A 17917-nucleotide genomic window follows, 5' to 3' on the forward strand; every position below is an offset into this window, starting at 1 on the left:
TTTCTGAAATACAATTCAAAAGTCATACTACTGATATACAAGAAAATGCAGAATACCATAATGAAACCTAATGGCTAATTTACTTGTGATTTTTACCAAAATGAGTTAAACTACTACACCTGAATAGTGGTTTATATATCAAATTTCAGATTGCGATATTTAAAATTCAATGTAATTGTAAACTATGGCATACCTTATCTGTCAATCGAGCGAAAACCAAGGCAAAATATATCCACTGAATACTAAAGAATTCTTTATTGGCCGAGACACGAACTGCAATATCCGTATCCTCGATACTCGTGTTTCTAGAAACCACTGCAAACTTACAAAATCTCCCCGAGGTATCGAATTGTTCGATTTAAATAGTAAGAACGGCACGTTCGTCAACGGTACGCGGGTTCAATCGAAAATTCTCCGTGATGGTGATATTATTTCTATTGGACATATAAATTTTCTTTTTGTGACCAAATTGAAAAAGAAGAGCGATGAACCGGAGAAAAAATTTGCTACGGTTTTAATTCCAAAAGAATGGTCTGCTGCTGATTCACAGGTTCAAGTACAGTTACCGGCAGAAAAAATTCATGTTCCATTAGATTCCGTGTATCTCCATCAGAAAAAAAGAACTGACCAAGATCGGCTACGGTTAATTTACGATATTGGGCAGATGCTCGTTTCGTTATTAGACCCACAAATCCTGCTCGATAAAATCATGGAAAGTATTTTTACGGTTATCCCAGCTGACCGTGGTTTCATCATGCTTTTGGATGAAGAATCAAAACAAATGAAACCGGTCGCTGTTCGTTCCCGGAAAGGAATCGACCAAACCCAGCCAATGAGTATTAGTCGTAAAATCGTCGATTTGGTTATGCATGACCGAGTTGCAGTAGTCAGTTCTGATGCGACTATCGATCCTCGATTTAAAGCGAGTGATAGTGTCATCGCTCAGGGAGTACGTTCAGCAATGTGTGTTCCTCTACTCTACAAAGAAAAACTCATCGGATTAATCCATGTTGATACTTTTTCTCAACGGAATGCATTTACTGAGGAAGACTTAAAACTTCTAAGTGGTATTGCAAATCAATCAGCAATCGCGCTCGAAAATGCACAGTTATATTCTCGAACCCAGCAACAGATCAAAGAATTATCCGCGTTACTAGAAGTCAGTCGGGCGATTTCCGCGAATTTAAATACAGATATTGTCCTTCAGATGATTATGCGATATAGTTTACATCTGCTTCGCGCTGAAACTGGGTCGATTATGCTTCTTGATGAATCCACCGGTGAATTGAGTATTAAAGCAGCTGTTGGATTAAACGAAGAAATTGTTACCACTGAACGGCGTAAGTTAGGAGAAGGGATAGCCGGATATGTCGCTGCCTCTGCAACCCCGGTCTTACTGCGGAATGGACTACAGGATTCTCAGTTCCGAAATATTAAAAAAAGAGAGTCGGTTAAAGATGCACTCTGTGTTCCACTAACATATCAGGGGAAAGTACTAGGGGTAATAAGTGTAAACAATCGTATTGGAGAGCAGACGTTTCAAGATAAAGATTTAGAATTACTATCAACGTTCGCCGCACAAGCAGCGATTGCAATTCATAACGCTCAACTCTATTCATATTTACGTGAAATTTATGTTAGCACCATTAAAGCATTTGCCGCCGCGATTGAAGCTCGAGATCCATATACTCGGGGTCATTCTGAACGAATTGCACGATTTGCAGTAGCAATCGCCCAAGAATTACAACTTGATTCCGAACAACTAGATATAATCCGCGATGCTAGTTTATTACATGATATCGGAAAAATTGGAGTCCGAGAGAGCATCCTCCAGAAACCAACCTCATTGAACGATGAAGAATATCTCGAAATGCAACGTCATGCCGTGTTGGGAATGCAGATTTTACAATCTATTCCAACCTTAAAACCACTTTTATCAATTATCCATCATCACCAAGAGAAATTCGATGGAACTGGCTATCCGGACAAACTTGCAGGAGAATCTATTCCGCTGGGAGCAAGAATTATTGCAGTCGCTGACGCCTATGAAGCGATGATTTCCGACCGACCATATCGACCGGCTCGAACGATGAAACAGGCAATTAAAGAGTTAAAAAAATATTCTGGAACTCAATTTGACCCCAAAATCGTCTCTACGTTTATCCAAATTCTCGAACGCAACACTCTCTAGAGAATTTTAAATTCCAATCCGCCCGATGTGTATATAAAGCTTGAATTTGGGATTCTGAATTTCATACTATTTCGGCCAACTATCTGGCTCGAGGTCAGTCCCGACTAGCACCCAGCGTTCAGTCAATTCTTCATATCGGCAATCAAAAATAGTACCGGTAGTTGTTTCAATACGATAATATACTGCGCGTTTCCACGGTTTCTCTTGTTCTTCCACTCGCCAGGAAGCGATTGCTCGTAATACGATATATTGTTGTCCACGCCAGAGAAAACTTTTCGGATGTTCGTTATCACGATATCCACAATAGGAATCAAGCGCAATCGGCTCATTCACCGCATATAATTCACCATCTGATTTCAGTGCCGTTTTAATTTCTTTAATAGTTTTTTTCTTTTTTCGCATAATTAATGATACAATATAATAGCAAACAAGATTTATTCTGACTAGTGGTGGAATAACCATGCTGCGCTTGTCAAAACCGTTAAAAAACCGATTAGCAAGAAAATATGCATCTTGGCGATCTCTGCATGGTTTTCACAATAGTATTTCATTTGGATTATGATGGACGACAGTCGGTTTATTGAACGAAGAAAATTTATCCGTATTCCTGCGCGATTTGTAGTTATGATGAAATTAGATATCAATAATTTGAGCGATTATGCGATTGACACTGAAATAATTAACATCAGTGAAGGCGGAATGTTATTAGAACTCCGCGAAACTGAATTGCACGAACCGAGCAGTTCAGCTCATCCTGTTTCGATATATTACCATAATCTACAGCTAGATGGACAATTAATCTGGCTGCAGTTCCGATTGCCAGGTAATCCGCAGGTCATCCAAGCGATAGCGAAACCGGTTTGGAAGAAGATTTCAATTGACTCAAACGGTGCAATATTCCATCTAGGGATACAATATACCCATATACTACCAGAAGCGCAACAAGCCATTAGCCAGTATATCACCTGGCAATTGCAACAGGGATCATAGGGTGTCCGATTTGACAGAAATAATAACTCAGAGATACAATAGCTAATTATTTCTAAAAATCACAATTACGAAACAAAATATTTTTTAGGAGGTAATTTTTATGACAAAAGCAGAAATAGCTGAAAAAGTTCGGGAGAAAATCGGGGGAATATCTTTTCGCGAAGCGTTAACCGCGGTTGACACTATTCTCGATGGAATCAAACAATCTCTTGCAAAAGGTGAAAAAGTGTCAATTGTCGGGTTCGGTACGTTCCGAGTTAAAGAACGACGTTCTCGCCTCGGCAGGAATCCTAAAACCGGTGAACAGATTCAGGTTCCAGGTAAAAAAGTTCCATATTTTAAACCCGGAAAAGAATTTAGAGAAGCCGTTAATAAATAAAGGTAAGTAGCCTATGCGCAGTTCCGAATAGTTTTCTCGGAAAGAATACAATGGAGATAACTCGGCCAGTCCGTAACCGGTTGGGTATGATAGTACGGATTTGGCTGGGTCTTTTATTAAAACCATCTCACATGTTCCCATGAAAAAGGTAGTGTATTTATCAATATTCTTTTGCCTATTTGTATCCGGATATGTTTCTGCAGAAATTGTTGACCGTGTTGTAGCGAAAGTCGGTTCTGAAGTAATATTTTGGTCGGATTTAGAAAAAGCTATTCAGTCAGTCAAACTTCTTGAGAATCCACCCACACAAGAAGAACTGCTCAACCAATTAATCGACCGAGCATTGTTATTGCAAGAAGCAAAACGTCAAAAAATCATTCCGTCGGAACAAATCGTTAAAGCGGAAACGAAACGACAGTTAGCTCGTATTCGGAATGTATATAAAACTGAAGCAGAATTCCAACAGGAACTGAATAAGGTAGGATTGACTCAATCGCTGCTCGAGAAGCAATTTGAACGCCGTGCGCGGGAAGAATTAATGATTCAGCTTTTGATTCGGAAAAAAATGAAACCAGTTACCGATGCTGAGATCGAACAATATACCGTTGCCCACCCCGATATAGCGAAACAGGCGAATCGAGTCCGGCTCCGCCATATCTTTTTTTCCCTAGATACTTCTGCTGGAGAAGCTGCCTGTGCAACCGTACTGGAAAAAGCGAATATCGCATTAAGTAAACTGAAAAGCGGAGAAAAATGGGAAGAAATTGTTAAAGAATATTCTGATGATCAGGATACGCGAATGGATAATGGCGATTTAGGGTTTATTACCCATGGGGATAGTTTTCCTGAAATCGAAGCGGTCGCATTTGAGTTACCGATCGGAAAAATTAGTGACTTGATTAAAACAGAGCTTGGCTATCATATTATTCAAGTTACTGACCGAATGAATATTCGTCAATATTTAGAAAATGAAGCGTTTAATACTACGAAAAAAAATCTTATCAACGAACTGCGACAATCAACGAAAATCGAAATTAAACTATAAAAAATGTACGCTAGCTTCATCCTATACGGATTAAACTCATAAAACGACAGTGTATACTTGCCTCGTAGCTTATGGCTCAATCATTATTACGTATCGGAATAACCTTAGGCGATGCCGCAGGTATTGGTCCTGAAATTATTTTAAAAGCTATAGCAACTCCGGAAATTCAGAATATCTGTGTTCCGCTCGTCATTGGAGATAGACTGATTCTTGAACATACCGCACGGTCGCTGAACCTACCTATACCGGAACATATTCTTGATTTGCATCAGTTCACTTCTCTACCTGAACCGGGGAGAATCTCAGCTGAATGTGGAAAAGCAGCACTTGCATATATTGAGAAAGCGGTTTCATTGTGTTTATCCCGTGAGATGCGAGCGATGGTAACCGCGCCGATTCATAAAGAAGCTATCCATCTTGCCGGTTCCCCTTACCCTGGACATACGGAAATGATTGCAATGTTAACTAATACTAAAGAATATGCCATGATGTTAGTCGGTGATGGATTAAGAGTAATATTAGTAACCATACATATGGGACTCGCTAACGTAAGCAAGGTATTAACTATAGAAAAAATTTTAAAAACTATCCGACTCGCTTATCGGGCAACACAAGAGCTGGGTATAACTATGCCGAAAATTGCTGTTGCTGGATTTAATCCGCATGCAGGAGAACAGGGGTTATTCGGCGATGAAGAACAGACGAAAATTGCGCCAGCAATTGAATTAGCGAAACAGGAACAAATTCCAGTTTTCGGACCGTTTCCTCCAGATACTATTTTCCATCGTGCGCTTAACAATGAATTCGATATTGTGGTTTGTATGTATCATGATCAAGGACTGATACCATTGAAAACCCTTGCGTTTCATACTGGTGTGAATGTTACCATTGGACTACCAATTGTTCGTACTTCGGTTGACCATGGTACCGCCTATGATATTGCGGGGAAAGGCATCGCTAATCCGTTTTCGATGATTGAAGCGATTAAACTTGCTGTCCAACTCGCTACCAACCGGTTTAAATCTTAACCAAAATGCAAACTATTCTACCAGCATTATATTCTAGAAAAATCCTAATATGGAAGAAGATATAGAAATACCGATATTTCAATATTCCCTAATGTCTAATATTGGGATTTGAAAAATGCTTTATTTTGACGGGAAAATAAAAAGTTGTAGTGCACAATACCGCTGAATCTGTTGTTCTTAAAGAAGTTTGATATCCTACTACTTAAATCTATCTGCAGCGAGCTCCGCTAAACAAAAACCTTAGCACGCTACCCTGTTCTAAAAGGTTTGATGTTTTAACCCTACCATAATATATTCAATATGTGATAAAATTTTATAAGTGAGTTTACTTAAGGTGATGTCTGCTTTATTTACTTTGAGAAAGGTATATAAAGTATAGACAACATTGATACAATTGAAACCAAACTTAATTATTTGGCAATCCTGAATTGTCGAAATATATTTCAGACAATTCAGGAATAAAGGCATAGTTAAGTTCAGAGTTTCATAAGTCCTATGATAAGAAAACGGAAAGAATTATTGGGCGAAATGATGATAGATCGGGGATTAATCACCCATGCCCAACTTGAAGAAGGATTACAAATTTCGAAAAAAACCGGGGAACGAATTGGAGAATCGTTGATTAAACTTGGATATGTAACTTCTGAAGAAGTATTAACTACACTCGCACAACAATTAAATCTCCCGTTTATTAAACTTAAAAATTATCAAATTCATCCATCGGTAATTGAGAAAATCCCGGCAAAATTCGTTTTCCATTATAAACTCATTCCGATAAAAGTTGACCATGATAAAATTCATATTGCTACCAGCGACCCGTTGGATATGAAAACAATTGATGATATTCGGTTATTACTCTCATACGATGTCGAAACGGCTATTGCTACTCCAGAAGATATCGCAGAAGCGATTAAAAAATACTATGGTATTGGCGCGGAAACAGTCCAGCGGATGACCGAAGAATCAGCTGCTGAAAAAAAGAAAAAGAAACAAGAAGTTGAGGTTATTGGAGCGGAATTAAACACAGCGGAAGATATTACTGAAATGGCAGAAGATGCATCAATTATCAAATTTGTGAATCAGATATTGGCAGAAGCGTTTGCGAGTCGAGCTACTGATATCCATATCGAACCGTTTGAGAATGAACTCCGCGTTCGATATCGGATTGACGGTATGCTACATGAACAGCCGGTGCCTGCAGTAATCAAGAAATTTCAAGCGGCAATATGTTCTCGAATAAAAATCATGGCAAACATGAACATTGCCGAACGCCGGTTACCGCAAGACGGTCGAATTGAAGTCAAAATGAGCGGGCGAGAATATGATTTACGGGTCTCCACGTTACCTACTGCATTCGGTGAAAGTATTGATATCCGTGTTCTTGACCGTAGTAGTATTTTACTTTCACTAGAACAACTGGGATTATCCCCTGAAGGAGTGCAAAAATTTAACCAGCTCCTCAAAAAACCGCATGGCGTTATTCTGGTTACCGGTCCGACTGGAAGCGGTAAAACAACCACACTCTATGCGTGCTTGAATAAAATTAATTCAATTGATAAGATGATTATTACCATTGAAGACCCGATTGAATATGAACTCTATGGGATCAATCAGATTGAAGTACAGCCAAAAATAGACCTTACTTTTGCACGATGCTTGCGCCATATTCTTCGTCATGACCCTAATGTAATTTTAGTCGGTGAGATTCGTGACCATGAAACCGCAGAAATCGCTATCCGCACCGCATTAACCGGTCATTTAGTGTTTTCAACCTTGCATACTAACGATGCGGCTGGTGCTGTGACCCGATTGTTAGACATGAATATCGAACCGTATTTAGTTGCGTCTTCGGTTGAAGGAATGATTGCGCAACGATTAGTTCGAGTTATTTGTTCCAATTGCAAAAAAGAATATATACCTGATGCCCAAACCCTGTCGCTGATTGATACCGGTCAAGGGACTAAACTACCGGAGTCGACAAAATTATATCGCGGGACTGGCTGTGAATCCTGTCGGTTTACCGGATACAAAGGACGAATAGCGATTTTTGAAATTATCACATTAAACGATAAAATCAAAAGTCTCATTATGCAACGAGCTCCCGCAAATCAAATTAAACTCGCAGCGATGGCTGATGGCATGCGACCGTTACGACAAGATGGATGGCAGAAAGTATTACAAGGAATAACTACCGTGGATGAAGTACTCCGGGTAACACAAGAAGAAGAGTTTACAGAATAATGATGATTGAAAAGATGTAAATGGATATAAAAAATTGACAAGGTTTACATATGGTATGCTACCGTATGTTGTATCTATTTACATCATGTTGTTATTATGGCAAAATTTGTTTATCAAGCTCGAAATACGCAAGCGAAACTAATTGAAGGAACCTTGGAAGCAGAAAATCAATCTCAAGCGATAGAAAAACTACATGCATTAGGCTTATATCCGATTCGGGTACAAGAAGGAATTGGTAGCCATCGATTACTTTCTTCTAAAATTTCCGCATCGTATAAGAAAACAGGTTCCGCTAGATCACTTTGGATAAAATCGAGTGAAATCGCTAATTTCACTCGGCAGTTAGCTGATTTATTAAGTGCTGGGTTAAGCTTAATGAATGCATTGACGGTTCTATCAAATCAGACAGAAAATACGAAACTCCGTGAAATCGTTAAAATGGTAAGAAACGAAGTACAGGGAGGTAGTACCCTTGCTGATGCGATGGCTAAACATCCTAAAGTATTTAATCAGCTTTTTGTTAGTATGGTTCGTGCAGGTGAAATTGGTGGTTTACTTGAAACCGTGCTGGTACGTTTAGCAGATTTTAGTGAGAAAGAAAGTGAAATGCGTGGGAAAATCTTAACCGCAATGGCGTATCCACTGGTTTTAGTTATAGTCGGTACTATTGCGGTCATATTTCTCATAACGTTTATCATACCCCGTTTCGCTGCGATTTTCGAAGAGCTTGGAGTAGCCTTACCGTTACCGACACAAATACTTATGATGATTTCTAGAATAATGCAACAATACTGGTGGATAGTTTTGTTGGGGGGGAGTATTATTGGTATCGCAGTTTATCGGTTTATTAAATCTGCTGAAGGGAAACTACGAGTAAACCAATTACAACTTCGAATTCCGGTATTAGGCACTATTATTCGCAAACGCGAAATTGCACGGTTCGCAAGAACATTCGGTGAGTTACTGAAAAATGGTGTCCCTATCTTAAATGCACTACAAATCTCTGCAGATACTATGACCAATCTGCTAGTCGCCCAGGAGATTCGGAAAATCAGAACCAATATTAGCGAAGGTGAACGGATAGCTGAACCGTTACGCCAGAGCGCTATATTCCCACCAATGGTAGTAAATATGATTGCGGTCGGTGAAGAATCTGGCCATTTAGAAAGTGTGTTAATGAAAATTGCTAATTCCTATGAAGCTGATGTTGACCGGTCGTTGAAAGTATTCACTTCACTACTCGAACCAGCGGTTATCCTCTGTATGGCATGTATTGTGGGATTCATCGCACTCGCTATGCTTCTGCCCGTATTTACGATTAATCTTAACGTCGGAAAATAGAGAGAAACAAGAGGTCAATTATCTGAGGGCAGAAAAACGAATGCTTCCATTGATTTTTTGAACTTCATTTGAATTTTAGATTTTGAGCGTTACAATGCCTATAATGAATGGTTTCACGCTGCTTGAAATTTTAGTAGTATTGGTTATCGTAACATTGATTGTTGGAGCAGCTATCCCTAATTTCCGTGGTGCATTTGAACAATCGCGACTCGAAACAGCTTCTCGAAACTTAGCAACAACGTTAGGTACAGCGCACCACTTATCCGTTATTCACCGGCTAATGTTTCAGGTTAAATTTGATTTAAATAAACAGGAATATCAGATTATACCTGATAGTAGTTTATTGAAAGATGACGATGAATTACCGAATTATGCGCGTCGACATACATTACCCGATGGTGTTAAATTTAATACGATTAACATAAATATTCCCAATGTTTCCGAAGCTGATGACGGCACCATCAAAAGTATAGCATTTTATCCTGATGGAAGCACTGATGGCGCGATTATCTCAATCTCCGATGAGTCTGGCGCTGTGATAACCCTGCAAGTGATGAAAGCTACCGGGTTGATAAAAGTTTCTACTGGACTACCACCAACAACCAATGTAACACCAATGATACCGGCATCAGATACTGATTAAAAGTTAGGCTTTTAAATTTTTCATTTATAATTGCTATTTACCAAAACTAAACTTGAAACAACAAATAATGTAACTTATGCGTACTGGAATCGCTCATCTGCCCCTACACTATGGAAAAACTCCCAGTTGGCTTTTTTCGCGCATGAAATTATTAGCTCGCGAAATTACCATTGCTATCGTAGAAGAGTTTGGTCCGGATGAAATCGTTCGACGTTTATCCGACCCATTCTGGTTTCAAGCGTTTGGTTGTGTTCTCGGATTCGACTGGCATTCCAGTGGAGTTACCACAACGGTCTGCAGCGCTTTGAAAGAAGGACTCAAAGGATTAGAAAACGACCTCGGAGTATATATCACCGGCGGGAAAGGGAGTACTTCTAGAAAAACACCTACTGAAATTAGAATGTTTAGTAATTATATTTCCGTTGATCCAGAACCGCTGATATATGCGAGTAAAATGTCAGCAAAAGTAGATAATACTGCGGTCCAGGATGGATACCAGCTTTACCATCATTCGTTTATTTTTACTCAATCTGGTTTATGGACAGTCGTTCAGCAAGGAATGAATGTATCGAACCGCTATGCACGAAGATACCATTGGTTATCGGAAACGTTTCATGGTACTAACCACCACAGTTTCGTTAACGAACCACATACAGCTGTTTGCTGTGATATACGGGGAGAAACGCTAAATCTAGTTGCACGAGAAAGTGAACCCGCACGCAGGATAACCACGCAAATCGCTTGCGAGCATCCGGAAAAATCAATCCGAGAACTGAAAACAATTCAACGGCTCGATTTACCCAGCCGACATTCGATAGTTCCGGCAGATATAAATCCTGATCGGTTAACCAAGATATTGCTCAGAACCTACGAACAGCAACCGCAAAATTTCGAACAGTTACTTGGTATCGAAGGTGTTGGACCCAAAACCGTTCGTGCATTAAGTTTAATTTCAGAATTAGTCTATGGGATAGCACCCAGTTTTCGCGATCCGGTTCGATATAGTTTCGCTCATGGTGGAAAAGACGGGCATCCCTACCCGGTCGACCGCAATAATTATGATCAATCGATAGCAATCCTTCACCAAGCGCTCAAACAAGCGAAACTTGGTAATCGCGATAAGATGGATGCGTTTAAACGATTACATAGTGTTTAATGTTCACGATTCGGAATAATCTATGAAATTTTTGGTTTTTGGTGCAGGAGCAATTGGTCAAGTTGTAGGTGGATTACTCGCAAAATCCGGAGAATCGGTAACCCTTTATGGTCGCGCAAAATATTTAGATTACATTAAACAAAATGGATTACGGATTACCGGTATTTGGGGTGAGCATCTAATTCAGAGTCTTGATTGTGTAACGGAATTAACCGAATTAGCTAACCACGAATTCGATTATATTTTGCTCACCGTCAAATCGTTTGATACGGAAGGAGCGGTTACGCAATTTGCTCCGTTAGTTACTAAGAATACGTTAGTCGTATCTCTCCAGAATGGTTTAGGAAATTGGGAAATAATCTCTGCAAAACTCGGCAAAGAAAAAGTTGTCGGCGCACGAGTTATTTTTGGTGCTGCAATTCCCGAACCAGGACTAGTAAAAGTAACGGTTTATGCTGAAGAAACTATGCTCGGCCCAATTCAACAAGATATCCCCAATGAAATATACAAAAAGATAGAGCTACTCGTTCAACGATTAACGCAGGCTGGGATTCCCGCGAAATTAACAAAAGAAATTACGGGATATCTCTGGCAGAAAGTTATGTATAATTCCGCATTGAATCCATTATCCGCATTACTCGGTATGACTTACGGAGAAATTGCAGAGAACCGATATGCGCGCACAATTATGGTCCAAGTTATTCAGGAAATATATCTTGTCGCTCAAGCGTATCAAATCAAATTAATTTATTCTGACCCTGAAAAATATTTTGAAAAATTTTTCTCTCACGAAGTTCCATCAACTGCACCTCATCGGTCGTCGATGCTACAAGCAATCGAAGCCGGTAAACGGGTTGATATCGATGCACTGAACGGTGCGATTGTTAAACTTGCGAAACAAAAAAATATTCCCGTTCCTGTTAATGAAATACTTACTTTTCTAATCAAAGCAAAAGAAACAGCGGTTCAAAAAGAAGGATTAAATCGTAATTAAATATTGATAGATTGTTTCAGCCAGTTGTTTACCTATACCGGGTACATGTTGCAAATCATTGACCGTAGCTTTTTTCAATTCCGCAATTGAACCAAAATGACGGAGTAACGCAAGTTTTTTTACTTCTCCAATACCTGGAAGTTCATCGAGAAACGATCGTGCACTTTGTTTTTTGCGTAATTGACGATGGTAAGTTATCGCAAATCGATGTGCTTCATTACGAATCCGTTGAAGGAGATGTAACCCTTTATTATCCCGCGATAAAATAATTGGTTCATTTTGAGTCGGAAGATATATTTCTTCTAAACGTTTAGCTAAACCAATAATCGGTATCGTACATTCCAGGTTATGGTTTTTAAAAACGTGGTTCATTGCCTCTTGTGCAGCATGGAGATGTCCTAATCCACCGTCAATTAAAATCAAATCCGGGTAGAGATACGTTCGTTCGGTTTTTCGTTCGTTATTTCTTTCGTTTTGTTCTTCAAGTAAACGGGTAAATCTTCTTGTAATCACTTCCTGCATCATTGCATAATCGTTAATACCTACAACTCGCTTAATTCGAAACCTGCGATATGCTGATTTCACGGGACGACCATTGTTGAATACCACTAGCGAACCAACCGCATCGGTTCCACCAATATTCGAAATATCAAACGCTTCGATAATTCGCGGATATACGGGAAGATGTAACGCAAATTTTAGGTCAACCAGCGATTGCGGTAGTCTCGCTAATTCTGGTTGTCGCCGGGATAATTCTTCCATTAAGAACAATTGTGCATTTTTAGCTACCGTCAGCAATAATTTCTTTTTATCACCGCGTTGCGGAACCTCAATTGATATTTTCGTTCTACATTTTGAATACAAATCGAACCGACCGTATTCTTTAATTTGACTTAACCATTCAATAAGTTCCGGTTCATCTTCCGGATGCGCGCATAAATAGAGTTCCCTGGGTATCCGATATGCGATGTGATAGTGCTGTTTGAGAAAGGTTGCATATATTTCTGGTATCGATAATCCAGCAACACCTTCTAAGATATATTTTTCTTTTCCGACTAATTTCCCATTTCGAATCACAAACACGGCAACGGCAGCGATTTCCGTATCCGCAGAAACGTTATCAGCGCAGGTAGCAATCGCTACGAAATCGCGTTCCGCTGCTTCGGGAATGTATATTAACTGTTTAAATTGCATGGACTTAATTGCACGAAGTTGGTCTCGTATTTTCGCTGCTTCTTCGAACCGCATGGAATCCGATAATTGCTGCATTTTTTGGTTCAAATGGTATTCAACTTCATTATATTTCCCTTCTAAAAGCATACATATCTGATCGCAAATCAAGCGATAATCTGATTTACTAATATACCCACTACATGGAGCACTACACCGGTTTAAATGGAATTCTAAACATGGTCGAGAACTTGCTTGTTTCCCTTCAACAATTTTGAGCTTACAATTTCGAATCGGGAAAAATGTCCGAAGAAATTGTATTGTTTTCCGCATCGAACTGGAATGGGGAAAAGGACCGTAATATCTATCGTTATCTTGCTGAGGTAACCGAACTACCAACAACCGCGGATAATCTTCACTATAGGTGAATCGTAACCAGGGGTATCGTTTATCATCTTTAATCCGGACATTAAATTTCGGTTTAAACTGTTTGATCAAATTTTGTTCAAGCACCAGGGATTCGAGCTCATTTTGAACCACAATATAATCTAAATCTGTTGCCCGTTCGAGCATCAATACGGTTTTCGACGGTAGATTGCGTTGGCTATAGAAATATGACCGAACCCGGGATTTCAACGAATTCGCTTTTCCAATATAAATCGGTTCATTTCGTTTTCCTTTAAAAATATATACACCGGGTGAATCTGGTAATTGGTCGATTATTTTTTGCCAATTAGTCATAGGTATATTCTATCATAGAGCATCGAAACTAAGGCAATGTAACATTGAAAAATTGATTCAACGAGTTATTGGAATAGGAGGCTGGAATTATGTTTAAACGTAATTGATAGGAAGAAAAACTTACCCAAAGAATACCATGGCATAGAATAGAAAAAAATGATTTTTAACTATTTACCTGATAACTTATTTGATGGTACATCGAAACAGATCTGCTCGGCAGGACACATAAATAGTACCGTCAACATCCATAGCAATTTTATTCACATTTTCTGGAAATTCAACAGAATCAGTTACTTTTCTCGAAATGAGCGAAAATTTTACCAGTCTATTCGCACTACCAAAATAGATATATCCATCACCGGGAGCAATAATTGTACCTGTAACTGCGGGTAATTCTGGATTCAATTTTACGAATTGTTTGTTTTTTGGATTAAAGAGATATAACTGTTTATCAACAGCGAACGCTACCAATCCTGTTTTCACATCAACTACAAGATCATGCACAGTAACAAAATTATTCCTATCAAATTCTTGAGTAAACATTACTTCTCGCGAAGAGATATCCACCATTCCGAACGCTGGATTACCATCCGGATTATTCGGTAAACCATTAGCCATTAATGTCGTTCCAACAAAAATGTATTTATCATTTACCGCAATTCCACTAATATTCATTTGTCCCAATGGATTTTTAATTAATTCTGACTTTCCAGTTATAGGGTCAGTGATAGAAATTGCGCCGCCATATCCCCCATATTTAATCCACCAGCCGCTATATAGTTTGTTATCCGGTCCTATCTTTATCCCAGCATAAGGTCGGATATACTCCGGTCCAAATCTCGCTATTGTTCGTGGATTACCGTTCCACAAATCAAATGGTTTCTCCGGATCATATTCAATCACTTCCCCGCCAGCATAAGCGACTGGATATACTTTCCCTTGATAGAATGTAACATCATATACTTCACCACCGTGACTCGAAACGACATCTGTATTAACATATTTTTTGGTTTTTGTATCCACCCAAAATAATGTCTGCCCGAATTCGGGACCACCCCATATTCGTCCTTTCCCATCAGATTTGAGAAACATTGGCGGACGACCAGCGGTTTCTACTGGAAACGGTCGTATTTCCATTTTTTGATTACCGGGAGTAATGACAAAATATTTCTGACCGATTATCCCAAGGAGTTTCCCCGTGCGACTTGTCGCTCGGACAGAACCAACTAACCGGGAGTCGAGTTCTGCGACTAGCTCTAATGCTGTCATATCTTTTGTATATCGATATATGGTTTGTCCTTGCCGAAGATATAATGTCGTTGCATTGCTTAAACCCGGAAGGATAGACCAATCGAGTGTTTCGTTCGGTGGTTTAGGAAACGGTAATGATTCCAGCAAAGCTAACGTAACTCCATCATACACTTTATTTCGGGTACATAAATACCCTTCCCATATTACTGCGGAACTCAATCCATTTAATTCTTTAGGAACGGGACTAAATTGTTTTGTTTTGGGATCAAAAATAACCGTTACGATTTCTTTTGCAATATAGGTACAGAGAATTCGCCCGTCAGCGGTCGGAAATACGTATCGTAAATACATATTCTCTTTTACCGTTGGAGAATCGAACGTTTCAATTTCATAGCTATCCATATTTAATGCACCGAGTTTAGCGTGCGGATAGGTTCCTCCATAAATCCGTCCATCATTTCCAATGGCAAAATTCCAGATATAACTTTCTCCTGGGAATTTAATACTCTTGATAAACTGCATTCGGTTGAGGTCGAATACTAAAAAATACCCGTCGTAATAAGTTCCAATAACCAACCGATTTCCGGACACCAGTTGTAGCGCCCATGCACCTTCACTAGTTGGAGCGTTGAACACTTGCCCGGTATTGTTTTCGAAATCGATAACGATAAGTTCGATATGCGCTGCTTCACTACTACTACAGAGAACAAACGATTCTTTCCCAGTTTTGGGATCGGTTACCATCAATGTTGATAAAATATTTTTTGCTCGACACGGTTGTCCAAGATACTCGATATTATTAGATTTCGCATGCATAGTGATATTGATACCTAACAGAAGAAAATAGATTAAAGGAGGGAGATAGAATTTCATTAGCATTTTAAATTTAACATTTGCAATGCTAAATTTTTGTATTGTTAAATGAATCCTTTATGAATAATCCGGAGCAACTGATTTATTCCGTTTCAAATCAATGCCGTTTTATATCTAATACATCATAGGTACGCCAATCGTAATCGAGCGCAGTCATTTGTCCAGAAATAACCAGCGTAATATTACAAATGCGTGGAGTGTTCAGTGCACCTGGAGCACTAACCGTGATAATGCCATAGGTTGTCCCAACCGCTAACCCAGAAATATTCACTCCGACTTGAGCTGTTTGCGATCCCGTTTCAATCACACTTCCACTCGTTGGAGAAATCGATAACCAAGTTCGGTTCGTACTTGCAGACCAGCTCATCGTTCCGGTACCATCGTTATAAATGGTCAAGATTTGTGGTGCCGGATTTGGTCCGCCACTAGACGCCGTAAATGTTAATGCGGTCGGACTAATCCGCAGATTCGGTTGCGGATTCACCGTCAGGATAACCGTGCAGTATTGTGGACTGTTTTCTGCACCGGTTCCGGTGATTGTTAAGGTACCGGTATAAGTTCCATAACTTAAACCGGTAATATTTACATTGACCTGGATATTTTGCGGTATCCCTGCAGTAACCACGCTCGATGTCGGTGTTGGTGATAACCAACTCTGATTTGAACCTACAGTAAAACTCATATTTCCGCCCCCATCATTATAGACAGTCAATACTTGCTCCGCTGGATTCGAACCTCCCTGTTGTGCGGAGAAATTTAATGTCGGCAGAGAAATGAGTAATCGCGGCGGGAGAAGGAAACTTAGAATCCGTTGCATAACATTATTGCGGACTGAACTATCGATAATCGTTTCAAACGGAAAACCGAAATTAACTACTTTCGTAGTAGGACTCCAATATTGGATTGCCGCATTTCCACCAGAACCACCAGAATATATCAAACATACACTACTATCACTTATAGTATTTAACTGGTCCGGATAATCAACAAAATAGGTTACTCCGCGACCGGTATCAAATACAAAACTGCTTAATCCATTAAATATCCCATACGCAGAAGCGGTTACGGTATCAGTATTCGAATCATCGCCCGCATATCTCGCTTTTAATGAATTCGAATAGAAGGTGGAATCCGCGCTACCAGCCGTCCTGCCTAAATCCCACCCGATTTCTGAACCGGACACAAATAATCGGCCACCTCCTGCTAAGAAATTAGTCACTCGGGTTTGTTCCGTACTGCTGAACGTTTCATCTGCAGTCGATTCTTTACCGGTAAACCAAACTACAAGTTTATAATTTGATAGATTGATTAATCCACTCGCTACCGCTTCGTTACTTGCAGAATCGAAATAGAATTTCCCATTATTCGCCGTCGTAGCATTCGCTATCGCAATTGCATGCTGTATCGAATAGTTATAACTATTAACTAATTCCATATATTGTCGGTTCGGGTATCCATTGTCACTTCCATAATAAACACTTTTACTCCGAATCGCCGGCATCATCCATCGATCCATTCGGTCAAACCCATCAACAATAAGGATATTCGCCGTACCGGTTGCTCTAACTCGAACCGCTAACGTATTTGTCGGGAACGATTCACCGCCTGCGTTGAGTGCACTAACCCGAAAAAAATATACTTGGTCTGGGGTTAAACCCGAAACGGTTATCGTAGTTGTAGTTGATAGGATTCCATTATCAAATCCATAACCATTTGTACTCTTATAAACTCGATAGCTAGTTGCTAACCCGCCGTAAAGATTGACCGAATCAGTCGTCGGTGCACACCAGGTAAGCTGGACACTTCCTAAACCCGTATTTACTACCCGAAGAGCAGTCGGCGGTTCTGGAAGAAGATTTATCGCAGTATTATCT

Annotated in this window: 14 protein-coding genes; 10 read left to right on the forward strand and 4 right to left on the reverse strand. The window is 39.6% G+C overall.

What is annotated here, in order from left to right; all coding sequences use genetic code 11:
* Positions 1-184 precede the first annotated feature (184 nt).
* Positions 185-2191 (forward strand): GAF domain-containing protein, encoded by a 2007-nt coding sequence (locus N3A72_07120; protein MCX7919365.1) that lies wholly within the window; start codon positions 185-187, stop codon positions 2189-2191.
* A 66-nt stretch (positions 2192-2257) separates the two neighbouring features.
* On the opposite strand, the gene N3A72_07125 is transcribed toward N3A72_07120, so the two are convergent.
* Positions 2258-2593, reverse strand: coding sequence for a hypothetical protein (locus N3A72_07125; protein MCX7919366.1), 336 nt, complete (start codon positions 2591-2593; stop codon positions 2258-2260).
* Positions 2594-2749: 156 nt separating this feature from the next.
* Here N3A72_07125 and N3A72_07130 point away from each other — a divergent pair, with 156 nt between their 5' ends.
* From N3A72_07130 to N3A72_07170, 9 genes are all read left to right on the forward strand, one after another.
* Entirely contained in the window at positions 2750-3181 is a 432-nt protein-coding gene (locus N3A72_07130) for a PilZ domain-containing protein (GenBank protein ID MCX7919367.1), read from the forward strand.
* A 100-nt stretch (positions 3182-3281) separates the two neighbouring features.
* The gene (locus N3A72_07135; protein MCX7919368.1) at positions 3282-3560 is read left to right on the forward strand and encodes an integration host factor subunit beta; all 279 of its coding nucleotides are present in this window, start codon (positions 3282-3284) and stop codon (positions 3558-3560) included.
* Positions 3561-3699: 139 nt separating this feature from the next.
* Complete coding sequence (locus tag N3A72_07140) at positions 3700-4605, forward strand: peptidylprolyl isomerase (protein ID MCX7919369.1); 906 nt, start codon at positions 3700-3702, stop codon at positions 4603-4605.
* Between the two features lie 71 nt (positions 4606-4676).
* Positions 4677-5633 carry a 4-hydroxythreonine-4-phosphate dehydrogenase PdxA gene (pdxA, locus tag N3A72_07145; protein ID MCX7919370.1) on the forward strand — a complete coding sequence of 319 codons (957 nt, stop codon included), beginning with the start codon at positions 4677-4679 and terminating at the stop codon, positions 5631-5633.
* A gap of 495 nt (positions 5634-6128) precedes the next feature.
* The gene (gspE, locus tag N3A72_07150) at positions 6129-7874 is read left to right on the forward strand and encodes a type II secretion system ATPase GspE (protein ID MCX7919371.1); all 1746 of its coding nucleotides are present in this window, start codon (positions 6129-6131) and stop codon (positions 7872-7874) included.
* Positions 7875-7970: 96 nt separating this feature from the next.
* Positions 7971-9215 (forward strand): type II secretion system F family protein, encoded by a 1245-nt coding sequence (locus N3A72_07155; GenBank protein ID MCX7919372.1) that lies wholly within the window; start codon positions 7971-7973, stop codon positions 9213-9215.
* 94 nt (positions 9216-9309) lie between these two features.
* Positions 9310-9858, forward strand: a complete 549-nt coding sequence (locus tag N3A72_07160) for a prepilin-type N-terminal cleavage/methylation domain-containing protein (protein MCX7919373.1) — start codon at positions 9310-9312, stop codon at positions 9856-9858.
* A gap of 76 nt (positions 9859-9934) precedes the next feature.
* Positions 9935-11014 (forward strand): DUF763 domain-containing protein, encoded by a 1080-nt coding sequence (locus N3A72_07165; GenBank protein MCX7919374.1) that lies wholly within the window; start codon positions 9935-9937, stop codon positions 11012-11014.
* Positions 11015-11036: 22 nt separating this feature from the next.
* Positions 11037-12008, forward strand: coding sequence for a ketopantoate reductase family protein (locus tag N3A72_07170; protein MCX7919375.1), 972 nt, complete (start codon positions 11037-11039; stop codon positions 12006-12008).
* Here the strand turns inward: N3A72_07170 and uvrC are convergent.
* From uvrC to N3A72_07185, 3 genes are all read right to left on the reverse strand, one after another.
* The gene (uvrC, locus tag N3A72_07175; protein ID MCX7919376.1) at positions 11994-13919 is read right to left on the reverse strand and encodes an excinuclease ABC subunit UvrC; all 1926 of its coding nucleotides are present in this window, start codon (positions 13917-13919) and stop codon (positions 11994-11996) included. The genes N3A72_07170 and uvrC overlap by 15 nt on opposite strands.
* 183 nt (positions 13920-14102) lie before the next feature.
* Positions 14103-15986: a hypothetical protein gene (locus N3A72_07180; protein MCX7919377.1), complete on the reverse strand. Its 1884-nt coding sequence runs from the start codon at positions 15984-15986 to the stop codon at positions 14103-14105.
* A gap of 154 nt (positions 15987-16140) precedes the next feature.
* Positions 16141-17917 (reverse strand): fibronectin type III domain-containing protein (locus N3A72_07185; protein ID MCX7919378.1); only part of this gene is annotated, 1777 nt, incomplete at its 5' end.

It is taken from the genome of bacterium (assembly GCA_026416715.1).
Lineage (GTDB): Bacteria > UBP4 > UBA4092 > JAOAEQ01 > JAOAEQ01 > JAOAEQ01.

What these genes read in the sequence shown, in the direction of transcription:
- N3A72_07160 (MCX7919373.1), top strand. Translation starts at nt 9,310, where the DNA reads ATGCCTATAATGAATGGTTTCACGCTGCTTGAAATTTTAGTAGTATTG.
- N3A72_07135 (MCX7919368.1), top strand. Translation starts at nt 3,282, where the DNA reads ATGACAAAAGCAGAAATAGCTGAAAAAGTTCGGGAGAAAATCGGGGGA.
- N3A72_07140 (MCX7919369.1), top strand. Translation starts at nt 3,700, where the DNA reads ATGAAAAAGGTAGTGTATTTATCAATATTCTTTTGCCTATTTGTATCC.
- uvrC (MCX7919376.1), bottom strand. Translation starts at nt 13,919, where the DNA reads ATGACTAATTGGCAAAAAATAATCGACCAATTACCAGATTCACCCGGT.
- pdxA (MCX7919370.1), top strand. Translation starts at nt 4,677, where the DNA reads ATGGCTCAATCATTATTACGTATCGGAATAACCTTAGGCGATGCCGCA.
- N3A72_07180 (MCX7919377.1), bottom strand. Translation starts at nt 15,986, where the DNA reads ATGCATGCGAAATCTAATAATATCGAGTATCTTGGACAACCGTGTCGA.
- N3A72_07125 (MCX7919366.1), bottom strand. Translation starts at nt 2,593, where the DNA reads ATGCGAAAAAAGAAAAAAACTATTAAAGAAATTAAAACGGCACTGAAA.
- N3A72_07120 (MCX7919365.1), top strand. Translation starts at nt 185, where the DNA reads ATGGCATACCTTATCTGTCAATCGAGCGAAAACCAAGGCAAAATATAT.
- N3A72_07170 (MCX7919375.1), top strand. Translation starts at nt 11,037, where the DNA reads ATGAAATTTTTGGTTTTTGGTGCAGGAGCAATTGGTCAAGTTGTAGGT.
- N3A72_07130 (MCX7919367.1), top strand. Translation starts at nt 2,750, where the DNA reads ATGATGGACGACAGTCGGTTTATTGAACGAAGAAAATTTATCCGTATT.
- N3A72_07165 (MCX7919374.1), top strand. Translation starts at nt 9,935, where the DNA reads ATGCGTACTGGAATCGCTCATCTGCCCCTACACTATGGAAAAACTCCC.
- N3A72_07155 (MCX7919372.1), top strand. Translation starts at nt 7,971, where the DNA reads ATGGCAAAATTTGTTTATCAAGCTCGAAATACGCAAGCGAAACTAATT.
- gspE (MCX7919371.1), top strand. Translation starts at nt 6,129, where the DNA reads ATGATAAGAAAACGGAAAGAATTATTGGGCGAAATGATGATAGATCGG.